The sequence below is a fragment of the Comamonas sp. w2-DMI genome (assembly GCF_040187735.1).
Lineage (GTDB): Bacteria > Pseudomonadota > Gammaproteobacteria > Burkholderiales > Burkholderiaceae_C > Comamonas > Comamonas terrae.
In genome coordinates, this window is record NZ_JBANEL010000020.1 from 1 (window position 1) to 16,950 (window position 16,950).

Annotated in this window: 13 protein-coding genes and 2 pseudogenes; 7 read left to right on the top strand and 8 right to left on the bottom strand. The window is 67.7% G+C overall.

Features of this window, described 5'->3' with window-relative positions; genetic code table 11:
- Positions 1 to 126: pseudogene (locus tag V8Z74_RS18760) on the bottom strand (GntR family transcriptional regulator); the annotation flags it as partial.
- Between the two features lie 219 nt (positions 127 to 345).
- Between V8Z74_RS18760 and V8Z74_RS18765 the strand changes: the two are divergent.
- The 3 genes from V8Z74_RS18765 to V8Z74_RS18775 all read left to right on the top strand — a co-directional run bounded on the left by V8Z74_RS18765 (position 346) and on the right by V8Z74_RS18775 (position 2,263).
- Positions 346 to 1,047, top strand: coding sequence for a GntR family transcriptional regulator (locus V8Z74_RS18765; RefSeq protein ID WP_349710617.1), 702 nt, complete (start codon positions 346 to 348; stop codon positions 1,045 to 1,047).
- A gap of 123 nt (positions 1,048 to 1,170) precedes the next feature.
- On the top strand, positions 1,171 to 1,545 hold the full coding sequence (locus tag V8Z74_RS18770) for a CidA/LrgA family protein (RefSeq protein WP_066483276.1): 375 nt from the start codon (positions 1,171 to 1,173) through the stop codon (positions 1,543 to 1,545).
- A complete protein-coding gene (locus tag V8Z74_RS18775; RefSeq protein ID WP_349710618.1) occupies positions 1,538 to 2,263 on the top strand; it encodes an LrgB family protein in 726 nt (241 codons plus the stop codon). Before V8Z74_RS18770 ends, V8Z74_RS18775 begins: the two co-directional genes overlap by 8 nt.
- 64 nt (positions 2,264 to 2,327) lie before the next feature.
- On the opposite strand, the gene fusA is transcribed toward V8Z74_RS18775, so the two are convergent.
- Positions 2,328 to 4,382, bottom strand: coding sequence for an elongation factor G (gene fusA / locus V8Z74_RS18780; RefSeq protein WP_349710620.1), 2,055 nt, complete (start codon positions 4,380 to 4,382; stop codon positions 2,328 to 2,330).
- A gap of 644 nt (positions 4,383 to 5,026) precedes the next feature.
- Between fusA and V8Z74_RS18785 the strand changes: the two genes are divergently transcribed.
- Positions 5,027 to 5,833 (top strand): MetQ/NlpA family ABC transporter substrate-binding protein, encoded by an 807-nt coding sequence (locus tag V8Z74_RS18785; RefSeq protein WP_066483283.1) that lies wholly within the window; start codon positions 5,027 to 5,029, stop codon positions 5,831 to 5,833.
- Between the two features lie 4 nt (positions 5,834 to 5,837).
- A complete protein-coding gene (locus tag V8Z74_RS18790) occupies positions 5,838 to 6,938 on the top strand; it encodes a DUF6817 domain-containing protein (protein WP_349710621.1) in 1,101 nt (366 codons plus the stop codon).
- An 83-nt stretch (positions 6,939 to 7,021) separates the two neighbouring features.
- On the opposite strand, the gene upp is transcribed toward V8Z74_RS18790, so the two are convergent.
- From upp to V8Z74_RS26295, 6 genes and pseudogenes are all read right to left on the bottom strand, one after another.
- Positions 7,022 to 7,654, bottom strand: coding sequence for a uracil phosphoribosyltransferase (gene upp, locus V8Z74_RS18795; RefSeq protein WP_066483292.1), 633 nt, complete (start codon positions 7,652 to 7,654; stop codon positions 7,022 to 7,024).
- A gap of 66 nt (positions 7,655 to 7,720) precedes the next feature.
- Positions 7,721 to 8,701, bottom strand: coding sequence for a threo-3-hydroxy-L-aspartate ammonia-lyase (locus tag V8Z74_RS18800; protein WP_349710622.1), 981 nt, complete (start codon positions 8,699 to 8,701; stop codon positions 7,721 to 7,723).
- A 200-nt stretch (positions 8,702 to 8,901) separates the two neighbouring features.
- Positions 8,902 to 10,371 (bottom strand): zinc ribbon domain-containing protein, encoded by a 1,470-nt coding sequence (locus V8Z74_RS18805; protein ID WP_349710623.1) that lies wholly within the window; start codon positions 10,369 to 10,371, stop codon positions 8,902 to 8,904.
- 69 nt (positions 10,372 to 10,440) lie between these two features.
- On the bottom strand, positions 10,441 to 11,094 hold the full coding sequence (locus V8Z74_RS18810; protein ID WP_349710624.1) for a hypothetical protein: 654 nt from the start codon (positions 11,092 to 11,094) through the stop codon (positions 10,441 to 10,443).
- Between the two features lie 80 nt (positions 11,095 to 11,174).
- Positions 11,175 to 11,747, bottom strand: a complete 573-nt coding sequence (locus tag V8Z74_RS18815) for a hypothetical protein (RefSeq protein ID WP_349710625.1) — start codon at positions 11,745 to 11,747, stop codon at positions 11,175 to 11,177.
- A gap of 93 nt (positions 11,748 to 11,840) precedes the next feature.
- Positions 11,841 to 12,026: pseudogene (locus V8Z74_RS26295) on the bottom strand (double zinc ribbon domain-containing protein); the annotation flags it as partial.
- A 287-nt stretch (positions 12,027 to 12,313) separates the two neighbouring features.
- Between V8Z74_RS26295 and V8Z74_RS18820 the strand changes: the two are divergent.
- Positions 12,314 to 12,697, top strand: coding sequence for a YXWGXW repeat-containing protein (locus V8Z74_RS18820; protein ID WP_066483313.1), 384 nt, complete (start codon positions 12,314 to 12,316; stop codon positions 12,695 to 12,697).
- Between the two features lie 67 nt (positions 12,698 to 12,764).
- Positions 12,765 to 16,901 carry an ATP-dependent RNA helicase HrpA gene (gene hrpA / locus V8Z74_RS18825; RefSeq protein ID WP_349710626.1) on the top strand — a complete coding sequence of 1,379 codons (4,137 nt, stop codon included), beginning with the start codon at positions 12,765 to 12,767 and terminating at the stop codon, positions 16,899 to 16,901.
- The last annotated feature ends 49 nt before the right edge of the window (positions 16,902 to 16,950 follow it).

A 16,950-nucleotide genomic window follows, 5' to 3' on the forward strand; every position in this document is an offset into this window, starting at 1 on the left:
GGCCAGCTTGGTGCCGGGCATGAGGCGGTGTTCGACAATGGCCTTGGTCAGGCTTTCGACGATGAAACTGGTGGTGGAAGCTTCCATCGCCTCATCATAATTCTTGTTCTCAAAATTTGTATACAAGTCATGTGGACAAAATCTAGGTATTCTCCCTAGCGCATGTGCAAGGCGCGCAGGTTCGGGCACCCGGGCCCGGCAGTGCGCAGGCGAAAAGGGCGCCTGCTCCCGATCTTCAGCAACTGCCGGCATTGCGTGCTATCACTGTTGCCGGCGCGGAGAAATCCATCGGCGCCCCGGTCCAGTTGATGGGGCCGCACCTCGCTCGCATAGAATCGACCGAATATGGGTACTCCAGTCATCACCAAGGCCAAGATCGCCGAGCGCCTCATAGAGTCGATTCTGACCGCCAAGCTCCGTCCGGGAGAGCGGCTGGGCGAGCAGGACATCGCGGACTTGTTCCAGGTCAGCCGTACCCTGGTGCGAGAGGCCTTGATGCACTTGCAGACCCGCGGTTTCGTGGAGGTCCGCCCACGGGTGGGCTGGTATGTCGCCGAGCCCTCGTTCGATGAAGCGCGTGAAACCTATGCGGCGCGGCGCGTTGTGGAGCCTGGCATGCTGCGCGATGCGGGCAAGCCGCTGCAGGCGACGCTGAAGCGCCTGCGCAAGCATATTGCGGACGAGCGCGAGGCCATTGCCAGCGGCGATGCGGCAGCCCGCAGCTGGCTGCTGGCCGATTTCCATATCTGCCTGGCCGAGTGCCTGGGCAACCGCTTCCTGACCTCCATGATGGTCGACCTCTCGGCGCGCACGACCCTGGTTTCGGAGCTGTACCAGTCGAAGACCGAGGCCAAGGTCTTCAATGACGATCACGCAGCCATCGTCGATGCGCTGGCCGAGGGCGACAACGCGCGGGCGGAGCAGCTGATGATCGCGCATATCGACGCCCTGGCATCGCGCCTGGATGAAAGCCTGGTCGGCCGCGGCGGCGCGCGCAACCGCCTGCGCTCCATCCTGGCGCCCGAAGACCCGGCTTCCAGCAAATAGCGCTTCCGAAGCCGGTGAACTCGGGGTAGGGTGGCTTACCTGGAGCGCACGCAAGCCGAAGGGCATGGCTTGCAGCGCATGGCGTCCGCAACCATTTTCCCGAACCTGAAAGGTCCCGATCCCATGCAGGCATTGCAAGGAATGACTTGGCTCCTGGTGCTGCAGCTCACCGGCGAAGCCCTGGCTCATCTGTTCAATCTGCCGTTCCCGGGGCCGGTCGTGGGCATGCTGCTGCTCGTGATCTCGCTGCAGTTCCATCGCGTGCGCGAGCCGGTGCATGCGGCGGCCAGCTATCTGCTGTCGCATCTGTCGCTGCTGTTCGTGCCGGTAGGCGTGGGCGTGATCACCCATCTGGATCTGCTGCGCGACTACGGGCTCAAGCTGATGCTGGTCATCGCGCTGTCCACCTGGGCCGGCATGGCCGTCACGGTGCTGCTGGTGCGCGGCTTGATGCGCGGGCAGCCCGAAGCCAGGAAGGAGGGGGCCCGCGATGCCTGATTTTGTCCAGCTCTGGGTCTATCTTTCGTCCGCGCCGCTGTTCGGGCTCACCGCCACCCTGGCCGTCTATGTGGTTGCGCATGCGCTGTATGTGCGCTCCGGCCAGGCACCCTGGGCCAATCCGGTGCTGTGGTCCGTGGTGGTGCTGGGCACGGCGCTGCTGGTCACGCAGGTGCCGTATCCCACGTATTTTGCCGGCGCCCAGTTCATTCACTTCCTGCTGGGGCCCGCCGTTGTCGCGCTGGGGTTTCCGCTGTGGGAGCGGCGCGTGGAGCTGCAGCGCAACTGGGGGCGTTTTCTGGTGGCGGCGCTGGCCGGAGGCGCCACGGCCGCCATCGTCGCCGTGGGCCTGGGCTGGGCCGTGGGCCTGCCGCCGGAAGTGCTGCGCTCGCTGGCACCCAAGTCCGCCACGGCGCCCGTGGCCATGGGCGTGGCGGAGAAGATCGGCGGCGTTCCGGCGCTGGCCGCCGTGTTCGCAGTGCTGACGGGCCTGATAGGCGCACTGTCCGCGCGCAGTCTGTTCCGGATCCTGCGTATCGGTACCAGCGACGTGGAATGGGTGGCGCGTGGCTTCGGCCTGGGTACGGTGTCGCACGGCATTGGCGCCGCGCGGGCGCTGCAGGTGAATGCCGATGCCGGAGCCTATGCCGGCCTGGCGCTGAGCCTGCAGGTCCTGCTGGCGGCGCTGCTGATGCCGCTGGCGGCACGCTGGTTCTAGGCTGCGCCGGAACGGCCCGGCAAGAAAAAAGGGTGCAGCCCCTCGGGAGCGCACCCTTTTTCGTTCAAGCCGCCAGCAGCTCGGCCACGGCCTGCGGCGCCACCTGGTAGCCGTCGAACTGCATGGTGTACTGCGCGCGGCCCGATGAAAGCGCGCGCAGCGTGCCGATGTAGCCGAACATTTCCTTGAGTGGCACCAGTGCATCGACCACCGTGGCCGTGCCGCGCAGCTCATGCCCGCGCACCTGGCCGCGGCGGCGGTGCAGGTCGCCGATCACGTCGCCCAGGTACTCGGTGGGCGTGATCACCTCCACGGCCATCACCGGCTCCAGCAGCTGCGGCCCGGCCTTGGCGAAGGCCTCGCGCAGCGCATGGCCTGCGGCCAGCTCGAAGACCATGGCCGAGGAGTCGCGCTCGTGGAACGCTCCGTCGAGCAGCACGGCGCGGAAGTCCACGGCCGGGTATCCCGAAGCCGGGCCGGCCTCGGCCATGCGCCGGATGCCGGCCTCCACCGCGGGAATGAACTCGCGCGGGATCGCGCCGCCGACGATGCGGCTTTCAAATTGCACGCCCGCGCCGCGCTCCAGAGGCTCCAGGCGCAGCGTCAGCTGCGCGAACTGGCCGGGGCCGCCGGTCTGCTTCCTGTGCACATGCGTCAGCTTCGCCTCCCTTGCAATGGTTTCGCGGTAGGCCACCTGCGGGCGGCCCACCACCACATCCACGCCGAAGCGCTCGTGCAGCTTGTGCACGGCAACCTCCAGCTGCAGCTCGCCCATGCCGGACAGAATGGTCTGGCCGGACTCTTCGTCCTGGCGCAGGCGCAGGCTCGGGTCTTCGCGCAGCATGGCCTGCAGCGCCCTGGACAGGCCCTGCTGGTCGGCCTTGGTGCGCGGCTCCAGCGCCAGGTGGATCACCGGCTCCGGCACGGCAATGGATTCCAGCTGCACCGGGTGCTTCGGGTCGCTCAGGGTGTGGCCCGTGAGAGTGTCCTTGAAACCGACCACACCCGCGATCTCGCCCGCCACCAGTTCGTCGCGTTCCACATGCTTGTCGGCATGCACTTCATAGAGGCGGGCTGCACGTTCCATGCGCCCGGTGCTGGTGTTGAGCAGGCTGTCCCCGCGCCGCAGCCGGCCCGCATACAGGCGCACGAAGACCATGCTGCCGTGCTCGTCGGCCACCACCTTGAAGGCCAGGGCGGCGAGGGGCTCGCCGGCGAGATCCGTGGTCGTGCCTTCGCGCTCGCCGGGGGCGGGCAGCCAGTCGACCACGGCGTCCAGCAGCGGCTCGACACCGCGGTTGCGGAAGGCCGAGCCCGCGAGCACCGGTACGAATGCGCGCTTGCGCACGCCCGCGCGGATGCAGCGCAGCAGCAATTCCACCGAAGGCTCCTCGCCGCGCAACCAGGCCTCCAGGGCCTCGTCGTCCTGCTCGACCACGGCTTCGAGCAGGCGCGCGCGGGCCGCCTGGGCGGGCTCCAGAAGTTCGGCGGGGATGGCGGCCTCCTGCACCGGCTGCGATGCATCGTCGCGCTCCCACAGCAGCGCGCGCATGTGCACCAGGTCCACGACGCCGCGGAACCCTGCCTCGGCGCCTATGGGCAGGTGCACGGGAACGGCCTGCACGCCCAGGCGCTCGCGCATGCTGTCGACCACCTGGTCGAAGCGTGCGCCCACGCGGTCGAGCTTGTTGACGAAGGCAATGCGCGGCACCTCGTGGCGGTCCGCCAGGCGCCAGTTGGTCTCGGTCTGCGGCTCCACGCCGGCCACGCCGTCGAGCACCACCACGGCGCCGTCGAGCACGCGCAGCGCGCGCCCCACCTCGATGTTGAAGTCGATGTGGCCGGGCGTGTCGATCAGGTTGATCTGCACGCCGCGCCAGTGCACGGTGGTGGCGGCGCTGTTGATGGTGATGCCGCGCCGGCGTTCCTCGGGATCGAAGTCCATATGGGCGGCGCCGTCGTGCACTTCGCCCATGCGGTGGCTCTCGCCCGTGTAGAAGAGGATGCGTTCGCTGGTCGTGGTCTTGCCCGCGTCCACATGGGCAATGATGCCGATGTTGCGGATGCCGGGGCGGCCCGTGCCGGGGCGGCCGAGGCTGTTGTTGCTGGAGCGGTTCATGGTGACTCTTTCCGGACCCTTCGCGGGTCCACATATCGGGGAGGAGGGAGCCGCCCCGGCATGGATTCACCGGAGCGGGCTCAGCAGGGAGTGAGGCGGCCGGAACGCGGGCGCACGCATCCCACGTTCCGGCGGGCGGAAATCGTGGCGATCAGCTTGTCGTACGTGCGTGTGAACATGAGGAAACCCAAAAAACAAAACCCCGGAAGACCATGCCTGCCGGGGTGGGGTGCCGGAAGGTCATCGCCTTCCGATTGCCATCGAAAGGACGCAGCTATGCAGCGAACGAGACTTGGAGGGCGTTGAACTTGAACATGCGGTCATTGTCCGGCAACGGAGTGCCCTGACTGGGAGTAGGGCCGGATCGCGGGGCGGACCGCAACGGGAGGATGCCGCAGGCCGGGCCTGCAGGTATGTCCGCTTGGGAGATATTGTTTTGATAGCTGCCAGCGCTTGATGGTTGAGCGTTTGAACGCTGTCTGACTGCTATTTTGTTTGCGCCGCGTGGCCCGCCATGCCTTTTCGCGATGGGCATTTGCCCGCAAACAGGCGGCATTCGGGCAAGGGCAGATGGTTTCTGCGTTAACTTCCGGTGCAATGCCTCGGTACGGAGGCTCGGATTCGACTGAAATTTCCCCGGAAGGATGCATATCGTGCACAAGCGTTTTCTTGTCAAAGCCCTGGCGGCCGCGGCTTTTCTGCCGGCCGCGCTGCTGGCCCAGGCCCAGGAGCTGAAGGTGACCATCGGCGTGACCTCGGGGCCTCACGCCCAGATTGCCGAGGTGGCGCGGCAGGTCGCGGCCCGGCAGGGGCTCAAGGTCAGGCTCGTGGAGTTCGGCGACTTCATCCAGCCCAATGCCGCGCTGGTGGCCGGCGACATCGATGCCAACATCTACCAGCACCAGCCGTTCCTCGATGCCCAGAACAAGGATCGCGGCTACAAGCTTGTGCCCGTGGCCAAGGCCGTGAACCAGCAGATGGGCGTGTACTCGAAGAAGGTCGGGAACCTGAACGAGCTCAAGAGCGGCGCGCGCGTGGGCATTCCCAACGATCCCACCAACGGGTCGCGCGCGCTCATGGTGCTGGCCAAGCAGGGGCTGATCACGCTCAAGGGCGATGCCGGCGCACGCGCCTCCGTGCTGGACATCACCGCCAACCCCAGGAAGCTGCGCTTCGTGGAACTGGAAGCCGCCCAGCTCGCCCGCGCGCTCGACGATCTGGATGCCGCCGCGGTCAACAGCAGCTATGCAGTGGCCGCGGGCCTGTCGCCGCAGGGCGACTCACTGGCGCTGGAGGACGTGAACACGCCCTATGTGACGGTGCTCATCGTCACGCGTGCCGGCCATGAAAAGGACAAGGGCCTGCAGGCCTTCGTGAAGGCCTACCAGTCGCCGGAAGTCAAGGCCTTCGTGGACAAGACCTTCAAGGGCGCCTACACCGTTGCCTGGTAAGACCATGAACATGCCCTGGAACCGCCTGGACGCCGACCTGTTCGAGCGCGCGCAGGCCTTGCTCGGCGAGGAATGGCTGGCGCGCGACGCCGACCTGGCGCCCCTGCTGCCCGTGGTGCTGGAGCGCGGCGTGGGCCAGGACTGGCACAAGGCCGGCACTTTCCGCCACCATCTGGCAGGCGTGGCCCGCTCGCTGGCCCTGTGGCGCCAGCCCAGGGACATACGCCTGCTGGGCCTGCTGCACAGCGTGTACGGCAATGCCTTTGTCGACCTGGTCAAGTTCGATGCGGGCAGCGAGCGCGGCCGCATGCAGGCCCTGATCGGGGAAGCGGCCGAGCATCTGGTCTACCTGTTCTGCACCATGAGCCGCACGCAGTTCGTGCAGAAGCTGCTGGCCGGCGAGCTTGCGGCCGACGGCAGCATGACGCTGCACAGGAACGGCCCCGAGCCGCGCCAGACCATCACGCTCACGCCTCATGAAGTGGCAGCCTTCGCCATCGTCAGCATGGCCGACAGCATGGAGCAGTGGTTCAGCTGGCAGGAGGACATTTATTCGCGGTTCCCCCATGTGGACGGCACGCGCCAGCAGAGCGTGCACTGGGCAGCGTCGCTATGGCCGGGGCCCATGCGCCCCAGCAGCCGCATGCTCGGCCAGATCGCGGGGCTGGGCCTGGCGCTGCAGCACCCGGGCCTGCGGGAGCGACTGCCGCTGCCGCCGGTATTCGGCCAGTGCAGCCAGGCGCTGGATGCGGGGGCGGAAGCGGCTGCCGTGGCACTGTACTGGTCCGTGGTCCAGCTCGACCAGCCCCTGGTGGATGCCGATGCCGCAATCGCCACGCTGGAGCAGGCCGTGCGCCTGAACCCCTGGGTGGGCGAGCCGCAGATGGTGCTGGCCCAGCTTTACCTGGGTGCAGGCCGCGACGCCGAGGCGGCGCTGGCGGCCGAAAGCGCGCTGCAGTGCTTCAGCGCCTGGGGCAATGCCTGGGACAAGCGCGTGCAGTGGGATGCCTGGATCGCCTGGACGCGCATTCTGCTGCAGTCGGCCAGGGAGGGTTCCTGGCCGCAGCGGCTGGACAAGCTCAACAACATCGCACTGAAGCAGTGAGCGCGAGGGAGTGAATCCTCGTCAATGAAAAAGGCCTGGCACCTTGCGGCGACAGGCCTTTTTTGCGTCGAGGAGCGGGCGGTTTACTTGGTGCCGAAGATGCGGTCGCCCGCATCGCCCAGGCCGGGCAGGATGTAGCCATGCTCGTTGAGCTCGCGGTCCACGGCAGCCGTGTAGATGTCCACGTCGGGGTGGGCGGCCTGCAGCGTCTTCACGCCTTCGGGAGCGGCCAGCAGGCACATGAACTTGATGGACTTGGGATTGCACTTGTCCTTGAGCTGCTGCACGGCGGCGACGGCCGAGTTGCCCGTGGCCAGCATGGGATCGACGACGATGGCGTCGCGCTCGCTCATGTTCTCGGGCATCTTGAAATAGTACTCGACGGGCTTGAGCGTCTCGGGGTCGCGGTACAGGCCGATATGGCCGATGCGCGCGCCCGGCACCACGTTGAGCATGCCGTCCAGGAAGCCGTTGCCTGCGCGCAGGATGGAGACCAGCACCAGCTTCTTGCCGTCGATGACCTTGCCGGTCATGGTTTCCAGCGGGGTCTCGATCTCGATGTCCGAGAGCGGCATGTCGCGCGTGATCTCGTAGGCCATCAGCGTGGACAGCTCGCCCAGCATGCGGCGGAAGCTGTTGGTGCTGGCTTCCTTGCGGCGCATCAGCGTGAGTTTGTGTTGGACCAGCGGATGGTCGATCAGGTGCAAAGTGCTCATGTTCTATGTATTTGCGTTGTTCAGGTCACTACGCGGCGGCCATGCCGCCGGGACCGGGGCAGGGGATCAGTCGGCCAGAAAGCGCGCGTACCGTTCCAGGTCCACGTTGCCGCCGCTGATCACGATGCCCACACGGGCGCCCGAGAGCTTGATGCCGCCGTGCAGGGCGCCGGCCAGCGAAAGCGCTCCCGTGGGCTCGACCACGATTTTCATACGTTCCGCGTAAAAGCGCAGGGCCTGCACCAGTTGTTCATCGGAAACTGTGACTATGTCCTGCACATATTGCCGTATCAGCGCGAACGTGATGTCGCCGGGGGCCTGGGTCTGGGCACCGTCGGCGATGGTATGGGGGGTATCGATCCTGACGATGTGGCCGGCGCGCAGCGACTGCTGCACGTCGTTGCCGGCCTCGGGCTCCACGCCGTAGACCTTGCACTGCGGCGCCAGCGCGCGGGCCGACAGCAGGCAGCCCGACAGCAGGCCGCCACCGCCCGTGCAGACGAACAGATAGTCCAGGCCCGGAACGTCCTCCAGCAGCTCCTTGGCCGCCGTACCCTGGCCGGCGATCACGTCGCGGTGGTTGTAGGGCGGTACCAGCGTCATGCCGCGCTCGCCGGCGAGCTTGGCTGCAATGGCTTCGCGGTCTTCGGTGAAGCGGTTGTAGGTCACGACCTGGGCGCCATAGCCGCGCGTGGCCGCCATCTTGGATGCGGGCGCGTCCTCGGGCATGACGATGAGGGCGGGCATGTCCAGGATCTGCGCGGCCAGTGCGATGGCCTGCGCGTGGTTGCCCGATGAAAAGGCCAGTGCGCCGTGCCTGCGCTGCTCGGGGCTGAACCGGGCCAGGGCGTTGTAGGCGCCGCGCAGCTTGAAGGCGCCGACGCGCTGCAGGTTCTCGCACTTGAAGAACAGCTGGGCGCCCAGTTTTTCATCGATGGTGCGGCTGGTGAGCACGGGCGTGCGGTGGGCCACGCCCTTCAAGCGTTCGGCGGCCGCAGCCACATCGTCATAGGTCGGCAGCTGGAGGGGCGAGGTGTTCATGGTCATGGGGGGCCAAGGTTCTGGAGAGCCGGCGGGCATCGCCTGGAAGGAATGAGTGCACCAATCATGATAGCGGGGGGAATCGCAAAAAAGGGCGTGATGGGCATAGGCGGCGCGCAGAAAATCCGGTCCCTCAAAAAAGGACGCCGCTCACCCGGAAAGGGGGAGCGGCGTCCAGGCTGGCGCAGCCTTGTACGGTGTGCTGCTTACACGAGCTTGTGGCCGCAGTGGGCGCAGAACCTGTCGTCGGGCGCCACGGCCTCATGACAGCTCGGGCAGGCCAGCAGCTGCGGCTTGGCTGCCTGGGCCCGTGCTTCGGCTTCGGCGCGGGCCTTTGCTTCGTTCTCGGCCTGCCGGCGGGCTGCTTCCTGTTCGGCCGCGCGCCGCTCGGCCTGGCGTTGCGCTTCCTGCCGGGCTGCTTCGCGGGCCAGTTCTTCCTGCGCCTTCAGGCGTGCGGCTTCCTGGGCTGCGGCTTCGGCGCGCTGGCGTTCGGCTTGCGCATGTGCCTGGGCTTCACGCTGGCGTTCCTGCGCCGCCTGCTCCTGCGCCAGAGCCTGGGCTTGCAGCTGGGCCGCCGTATCGGGCGTTCCGGCCGATGCCTGGCGATCCGGGCTGACGGCCTGCGGTGCCTCGGCATCCTGCGCCGGCTGGGCCGGGGACTCCTGTGCCTTGGCGGCGCGGGCCTTGACCTGTTCGGCGGCCGCCATGGCACGGTCCTTGGCTTCCTCGGCATGCTTGCGCACATTGCCGATGAGATCGTCCAGCGCACCTTCTGCATCGGAGGCATCCAGGCCCTCCTGGGCCTGCAGGTAGACCAGGTTCATGCCCATGATCATGACCTGCGCCATGAGCGCCCCCACCACGCAGTACAGCACGCCCAGGCCCGAAACCAGGCCCATCACGGCGGTGTTGCCCATGAAGGCGCTGGCGCCGTATCCCGCTGCGGCCAGGGACGCGGCCTGGCCGCCGCCGATGATGGCCGCACCCATGGTGGTCAGCGAGAAGCTGGCCGGCAGCAGGCCCGCGAACAGCAGCACACAGATCACGCCGATGATGAAGTACAGCACCAGCTCGAGCAGGACCACTTCCACCAGCCGGCGCCGGGCAATGCCCAGCATACTGGCCAGGGCGGCCTTGAAGCCCAGCCCGCTCCAGATGGCAGGAGCGAACAGCGGATAGATCACCCAGATCAGGGCCACCAGCGCCGCTGCGGCCGCCAGCACCAGGACCGGGTGCGCGACAAAGGCCAGGATGGCGCCGATCACGGGCAACTTGCAGACGAAGTACACCACGGCCGCCACGAGCAGGAAGGCCAGGACGGCCGCCAGCAGCAGCACCGCGAAGAGCAGGAACTTGGGGATGCAGGCCAGGCCGAAGGCAAAGGCTTCGCCGATGGTGCGCACCGGCATTTCCCTGGCCTTGTCCATGAGCATTACGCCCACGGCGGAGATGCCGCCCATCATGACCACGGCAGCGGCCAGGCTCAGCACCAGGCGCGCGATGCCGCCGGTGACGCCGCCTATCGCACTGCCCAGCCCCTGGGCGGCCAGGAAGACCAGAAAAGTCAGCAGCAAGGTGAGAAAGCCCACCAGCATGGGGCGCCACTGGGTCAGGCCTTCGCCTGCGCGCGCCAGGGTGGTGATGCGGATATCGCCCAGAGATTGATCGGGTCTCATGTACCGTCCTGTCGTGAGTGAATGAAGTGGTGATGCAATGGAGGCGCCGCCGAGGCGCCTTGGCTGCGGCTAGAGCTGGCCGCGGATCTCGCCTGCCTGGATGGTGTAGCGCTCCGTGCCTGCGGGCAGCGTGCGGTCGATGTTCTTGAGCACGGACACGGGCTTGCCGCTGCTGGTCTGGGTGGTGCCGGTGGAGGTGTTGACGCGGTTGGCGCGCACGTCGGCCTCGGCCTGGTCGACCACGATGCTGGAGGCGCCGCGGTTGTTGGCCAGCTCATTGGCCAGGTTCTTGAGCGTGTCCATGGCGCGCGTGTACTCGGGCCGGCCCTTGGCGGCCAGCGGCATGTCGACGCTGACGGATTCCAGCGCGCGCATTCTGCGGGTCTGGCCGCTCTGGCTGTCGGTGATGCTCACGTCGGCCATGCGCACGCCGCCGGCGATGGCGCGCTGGCCCGGCGGCAGGCCCTGCATGGCGCTCACGGCCTGCACCTGCGCCGCGCGGGCGCGCTGGGCCTCCTGGTCCAGGACGGACTGCAGCCTGCCGAAGCGATCCGATGGCGCATGGCTGTCGCCCGCGGCCGGGCCGCCGCAGCTTTGCGCATTGGCCGAATTGGTGGCCCGCGACAGCATGCAGCTGAAGGAGCTGGAAGCGTCTTCCAGGGTTGCACAGCCGCTGGCCAGTACGGCGGCACAGGAGATCAGTGTCAGTTTGAGGTATCGCATAGGTCGCTGGTCGGCGCTGGTGTCGGATATGCCAGGAGGGCGGCGAGCCCGCCGCCTGGCACGTGTGAGAGGAATTGTGCTCAATCGAGCAGGTCGTCCAGCGTGGGCTGGGAACGGTTTTGCGGGCGCGCACCGGGCTTGTTTTGCACCGCGGGCCGGCTGGGGGGCGCGGCGGCCGGCTGCTGGGCAGCGACAGCCGCCGTTGCCGCCGCGTCGGGCCGGGGCGAGGGCTCCGCCTGGGGCGGCGGCAGCTGCGTCGTGGGAGGCGCACCCACCGCCGTATCGCCGGAAGCCGGTGCCGCGGCATCCGGCACAGCAGGCGCTGCGGTGTCGCGGTTTTGCGGGCCGACCAAGGCATCGGCGCGGGCCTTGTCCTCCTGCGAAATCCCGTCCTTGTCGGTGGCGGCTGCGCCGGCCGGGCCGCCGGGGGCCGGGCTGGCCATGTTGGCCGGGTGCGAGAAGCTGCCCATTTTCTGCGCGAGCAGCACGCCGGCGCCCACGGCAATCAGCAGCACGGCGATCACGGCCCATTTGATCCAGGGGCGGCCGCCGGCGGCGGGTTCGGCCGGGAAAGCCGGCGGACTGTAAGGTGCCCGGGCGCCCAGGTCCATGCCCATGCCGGGCTCCACGCGGGCAGGTCCTGGCGCCGCCACGGACGGTGCCGTTGCACCTGTGGCCGCGGAGGGCGGAATGTCGGCTGCCGGCCCGCCAGGGGCCGCGGGGGCGAACGCCGTCCCGCACCGGGGGCAGAACCTGGCGTGGGGCTTGCACGGCGCATCGCAATGGCTGCAGGTCTTTTCGCCGGCATGGGCCGCGGCACCGCCGGGCGGGGCCGGCTCCTGCGGCATGGCTGAAGAAGACCGGGCGGCACCGCAGCGGTTGCAGAATTTGGCGGTTGCGGCCAGGGGATTGCCGCACTGTGAACAATTCATTTGTGATGGACTGAAGAAAGTTGCAGGCAATAGCCAAGCTTGCCGTTTCGGGCTTGCGGCATCTTACTATCGTCAACAGTCTCCAGCGGCGAGGCCCCGGATGGAGCCGTGCCTGCCAGGGCTCCCGGCATGGGGGCGGGCGCAAGGCAGGCGAGGGCGGCATCGCGCGCGAGCAACCGCTTGTAAAGCTACAAAAGTCTGGCCGGAGTCCGACTCTGCGCAAAGCATCGCGGTGCTTCAATGGTTCTGTCGCGTCTGCATGACGCACCACATCAAGGAGTCCTGCCATGTCCACAGAGTCATTGCTTCAACCGGCTTTCCGGCAAGCAGCGCCGGCGCTGGCTGCGCTGATTGCCGCCGCAGCGCTGTCGGGATGCGTGGTGGCGCCCGTCGGGCCCGCATATGGTGCCGGCGGCTACTACGACGAGGGCGTGGTGACGGCCGAGGTGGCGCCGCCGGCGCCCTATGTGGAAACCATTCCGGTTGCTCCATTCGCGGGCGCAGTCTGGATCGGCGGCTTCTGGGACTGGTCGGGCGGGCGCCATGTCTGGCGGCCCGGCCACTATGAGCGCCCGCGCCCGGGCTTCAGCTACCGCCAGCCGGGCTGGACCCATGGTTCCGACGGCCGCTGGATGTTGCACCGCGGCGGCTGGGAGCATGGCCGCCGCTGAGTCGCTTTAAGACCCAAACACGCGCTAAGCGCAGAGCCATGCAAGGGCTGGGATAATCCCAGCCCTTATGTCTTTGCAGATCACCTTCCCCGAGCAACTTCCCGTATCCAGCCGCCGCGACGAGATCATGGAGGCCATGGACCGCCATCAGGTCATCATCGTCTGCGGGGAGACGGGCTCGGGCAAGACCACGCAGCTGCCCAAGATCGCCCTGGCGCTGGGCCGCGGCAAGGTCAATGCGGTGCCCGACGAGAACGGCCAGGTGCGCGGCCACCTGATCGGCCACACCCAGCCGCGCCGCATTGCGGCCTCCAGCGTGGCCAAGCGCATTGCCGAGGAGCTCAACACGCCGCTGGGCGAAGTCGTGGGCTACAAGGTGCGCTTCCAGGACACGCTGCAAAAGGGCGCTTCGGTCAAGCTGATGACGGACGGCATATTGCTGGCCGAGACCCAGACCGATCCGCTGCTCAGGGCCTACGACACCCTGATCATCGACGAGGCGCACGAGCGCAGCCTCAACATCGACTTCCTGCTGGGCTACATCAAGCAGATCCTGCCCCGGCGTCCGGACCTCAAGGTGATCGTGACCTCGGCCACCATCGATGCCGAACGCTTTGCCAGGCACTTTGCAGGGCCTCGCCGGGCGCCGGGCCGCCCCAAGGCCGGCGAAGCCCCCTCGGGGGGCGGCGGCCCCCATGGAATGGGGGAGCGTGGGGTCGACGATCTGGTGCCGGCGCCGGTCATCATGGTCTCGGGCCGCACCTACCCGGTGGAGATGCGCTACAAGCCCTTCGAGGAAAAAAAGGACTTCGACCTCAACGACGCGATTGCCGACGGCGTGGACGAGCTGTGGGCCGGCGGCAGGGGCGGCGACATCCTGGTCTTCCTGCCGGGCGAGCGCGAGATCCGCGAGGCGGCCGACCATTTGCGCAAGCATTTGCAGCATTCGCCCGTGCTCAGGAGCGCCGAGGTGCTGCCGCTGTTCTCGCGCCTGTCGCAGGCCGAGCAGGATCGCATCTTCGACGGCCACACGGGCCGGCGCATCGTGCTGGCCACCAACGTGGCCGAGACCTCGCTCACCGTTCCCGGCATCAGATACGTCATCGACGCAGGCACGGCACGCGTCAAGCGCTATTCTTTTAGAAGCAAAGTGGAGCAGCTGCTGGTCGAGCCCATCAGCCAGGCCGCGGCCAACCAGCGCGCGGGCCGCTGCGGCCGCGTGGCCAACGGCATCTGCATACGCCTGTATGACGAGGCCGACTTCAACAGCCGGCCCAAGTTCACCGACCCCGAAATCCTGCGCAGCTCGCTGGCCGGCGTGATCCTGCGCATGAAGTCGCTGGGCCTGGGCGACGTGGTGAACTTTCCCTTCCTCGAAGCGCCTTCGGGCCGCGCGATTGCCGACGGCTACCAGCTGCTGGCCGAGCTGGGCGCCGTGGACGAGCGCGGCAATTTGCTGTCCATGGGCAAGGAGCTGGCGCGCCTGCCGCTGGACCCGCGCGTGGCGCGCATGATCGTCGAGGCGCGCTCGCGCGGCGCGCTGGCCGAGGTGCTGATCATTGCCTCGGCCCTGTCCGTGCAGGACGTGCGCGACCGCCCGCTGGAGGCCCAGCAGCAGGCCGACCAGGCGCATGCCAAGTTCGACGACGAAAAGAGCGAGTTCAGCGGCTATCTGCGGCTGTGGAAGTGGCTGTCGGATGCGCGTGGCGGCAAGGTCGTGGCCAGGAGCCGCAAGGAAATGGCGGCGCAGAGCGCGCCGGCGCCCAGGCAGATCCGCAATGCGGCCTTTCTGCCCGTGAGCCAGCGCATGAGCGGAGCTACGGGCGCGCAGGTGGAAGGCTCGGCCGAGGAGCGCCTGGCGCTGTTCAATCCCGCCGAAGCCGAGGAAGCCACGCACAAGATCAGCAACCGCCAGTGGGAGCAGCTGCTGCGCCAGAACTTCATCAACATCCGCCGCGTGCGCGAGTGGCGCGACATCCATTCGCAGCTGCTGACCGTGGTCAAGGAGCAGAAATGGCTGCTCAACAACGAGGCCGCGGGCTATGACGCCGTGCACCTGTCCATGCTGGCAGGCCTGCTGGGCAACGTGGGGTACAAGGGCGAGGAAAGCGAAGCCTACCTGGGCGCGCACGGCATCAAGTTCCATCCGCACCCGGGCGCGCACCTGTCCAAGAAGCCGGGCCGCTGGATCGTCGCGGCCGAGCAGGTCGAGACTTCGCGCCTGTACGGCCGCGGCATCGCCGCCATCGAGCCGCAGTGGCTGGAGGAGGTGGGTGGCCATCTGCTCAGAAAGCAGCTGCTGGATCCGCACTGGAGCAAGAAGCAGGCCGACGTGATTGCCTACGAGCGCGCCACGCTCTACGGGCTGGTGGTCTACAACGGCCGCCGCGTGAGCTACGGCCGCGTGGACCCGCACGAGGCGCGCAATCTCTTCATCCGGCAGGCGCTGGTCGAAGGCGAGTGGGAAACCAAATGGCATTTCCTGCCCGCCAACCTCAAGATGGTGCGCAAGGTGGAGGAACTGGAGCACAAGAGCCGCCGCCAGGACGTGCTGGTGGACGACGAGCTGATCTTCGCCTTCTACGACCAGCAGATTCCGCGCGACGTGTTCAGCGGCGCCACCTTCGACCAATGGTTCCGCACCGCCTGCAAGGACCATCCTGACCTGCTGCGCCTGTCGCGCGACGAGCTGATGCGGCACGAGGCCGCGGGCATCACAACGGACAACTTCCCCAAGACCGTCCGGCTCGGCGGCGTGGACTGCACGGCCGCCTACCTGCACAGCCCCGGCGATGCGCGCGACGGCATCACCGTCACGGTGCCGCTGTTCGTGCTCAACCAGGTCGCGGAGGAGCGCGCCGAATGGCTGGTGCCCGGCATGCTCAAGGACAAGATCCAGGCCCTGCTCAAGAGCCTGCCCCAGCGCCCGCGCAGCCGCTTCGTGCCGCTGCCCGAGAGCGCGGCGCGCCTGGCCGAGCTGTTCACTGCGCCCGAGCGCTGGGCCCAGGGCAGCCTGATCGACGCGCTGCTCAAGCAGGTGCGCGACGAGACTTCGCTGGACGTCAAGCGCGCCGACTTCAAGCTGGACATGCTCAGCCCGCACCTGTTCATGAACTTCCGCATCACCGACGAGCACGGCCGCCAGCTCGGCCAGGGCCGCAACCTCGGTGCGCTCAAGGCCGAGCTGGGCGCCAGGGCGCGCGGCGCTTTCCAGGCGCTTGCTTCATTAAAGATAGCTGACGGCGCGGCTCCTGCAAAAGATTCAGGAAAAGAAGTACCTGAGATTGCCAACAGGAAAGCGAAGCCTGCTCCTGAAAAGGAAGCGGCCGCTTCCGCGCCCAAGGCTCAGCCTGCCGATGCGCGCTACAAGGAATGGAGCTTTGGCGAGTTGCCCGAGCTCATGGAGATCAGGAAGGGCAGCCAGACGCTGATCGGCTTTCCGGCGCTGATCGACCACGGCGATGCGGTGGGCATCGAGGTCTTCGACGAGCCCGAGGTGGCCGCCGCCCGGCACCGCGTGGGCCTGCGCCGGCTGTTCGCGCTGCAGATCCGCGATGCGCTCAAGTACCTGGAAAAGAACATTCCCGACCTGCAGAAAATGGCCGTGGCCTATATGCCGCTGGGCACGCAGGAGGAGCTGCGCAGCCAGATCATCGACGTGGCCATCGACCGGGCCTTCCTGCAGGAGCCGCTGCCGGCCAACGAGGCCGACTTCAAGCAGCGCGTGCAGGACGGGCGCGGGCGCCTGACGCTGATCGCCAACGAGGTGGCGCGCATGGCCGCGACCATCCTGACCGAGTACGCGGCCGCCGCGCGCAAGATCAAGGACACCAAGAACGCGCCCGAAGCGACCCGGGACGCGGGCGAGCAGCTGCAAAAGCTCATGCCCCGGAACTTCGTCGCCGTGGCGCCGTGGGCGCAGCTGGGCCATTACGCACGTTATCTGAAGGCCATCACCACGCGGCTGGACAAGTACCGCGCCGACCCCGCGCGCGACGCGGCCAAGCTCAAGGAACTGCAGCCGCTGGAGCAGCGCTACTGGCGCCTGGTGGCCGAGCGCAAGGGCCAGGTGGACGCGCGCATGCAGGAATACCGCTGGATGCTGGAGGAACTGCGCGTGAGCTTCTTCGCTCAGGAGCTGCGCACGCCGTACCCGGTCAGCGCCAAGCGGCTGGACAAGGTCTGGCAGCAGCTGCAGCATTGACGCGCGTCAAGTCCCGCACGTTTTTCTGCAGCTTCCTGCGGTGACCGGC

Bases quoted from the DNA above. Each gene is read 5' to 3' on its own strand.
- fusA (WP_349710620.1), bottom strand. From the start codon at position 4,382: ATGAACCGCTCCAGCAACAACAGCCTCGGCCGCCCCGGCACGGGCCGC.
- V8Z74_RS18765 (WP_349710617.1), top strand. From the start codon at position 346: ATGGGTACTCCAGTCATCACCAAGGCCAAGATCGCCGAGCGCCTCATA.
- V8Z74_RS18800 (WP_349710622.1), bottom strand. From the start codon at position 8,701: ATGACCATGAACACCTCGCCCCTCCAGCTGCCGACCTATGACGATGTG.
- upp (WP_066483292.1), bottom strand. From the start codon at position 7,654: ATGAGCACTTTGCACCTGATCGACCATCCGCTGGTCCAACACAAACTC.
- V8Z74_RS18770 (WP_066483276.1), top strand. From the start codon at position 1,171: ATGCAGGCATTGCAAGGAATGACTTGGCTCCTGGTGCTGCAGCTCACC.
- V8Z74_RS18820 (WP_066483313.1), top strand. From the start codon at position 12,314: ATGTCCACAGAGTCATTGCTTCAACCGGCTTTCCGGCAAGCAGCGCCG.
- V8Z74_RS18805 (WP_349710623.1), bottom strand. From the start codon at position 10,371: ATGAGACCCGATCAATCTCTGGGCGATATCCGCATCACCACCCTGGCG.
- V8Z74_RS18810 (WP_349710624.1), bottom strand. From the start codon at position 11,094: ATGCGATACCTCAAACTGACACTGATCTCCTGTGCCGCCGTACTGGCC.
- V8Z74_RS18785 (WP_066483283.1), top strand. From the start codon at position 5,027: ATGCATATCGTGCACAAGCGTTTTCTTGTCAAAGCCCTGGCGGCCGCG.
- V8Z74_RS18775 (WP_349710618.1), top strand. From the start codon at position 1,538: ATGCCTGATTTTGTCCAGCTCTGGGTCTATCTTTCGTCCGCGCCGCTG.
- hrpA (WP_349710626.1), top strand. From the start codon at position 12,765: ATGTCTTTGCAGATCACCTTCCCCGAGCAACTTCCCGTATCCAGCCGC.
- V8Z74_RS18790 (WP_349710621.1), top strand. From the start codon at position 5,838: ATGAACATGCCCTGGAACCGCCTGGACGCCGACCTGTTCGAGCGCGCG.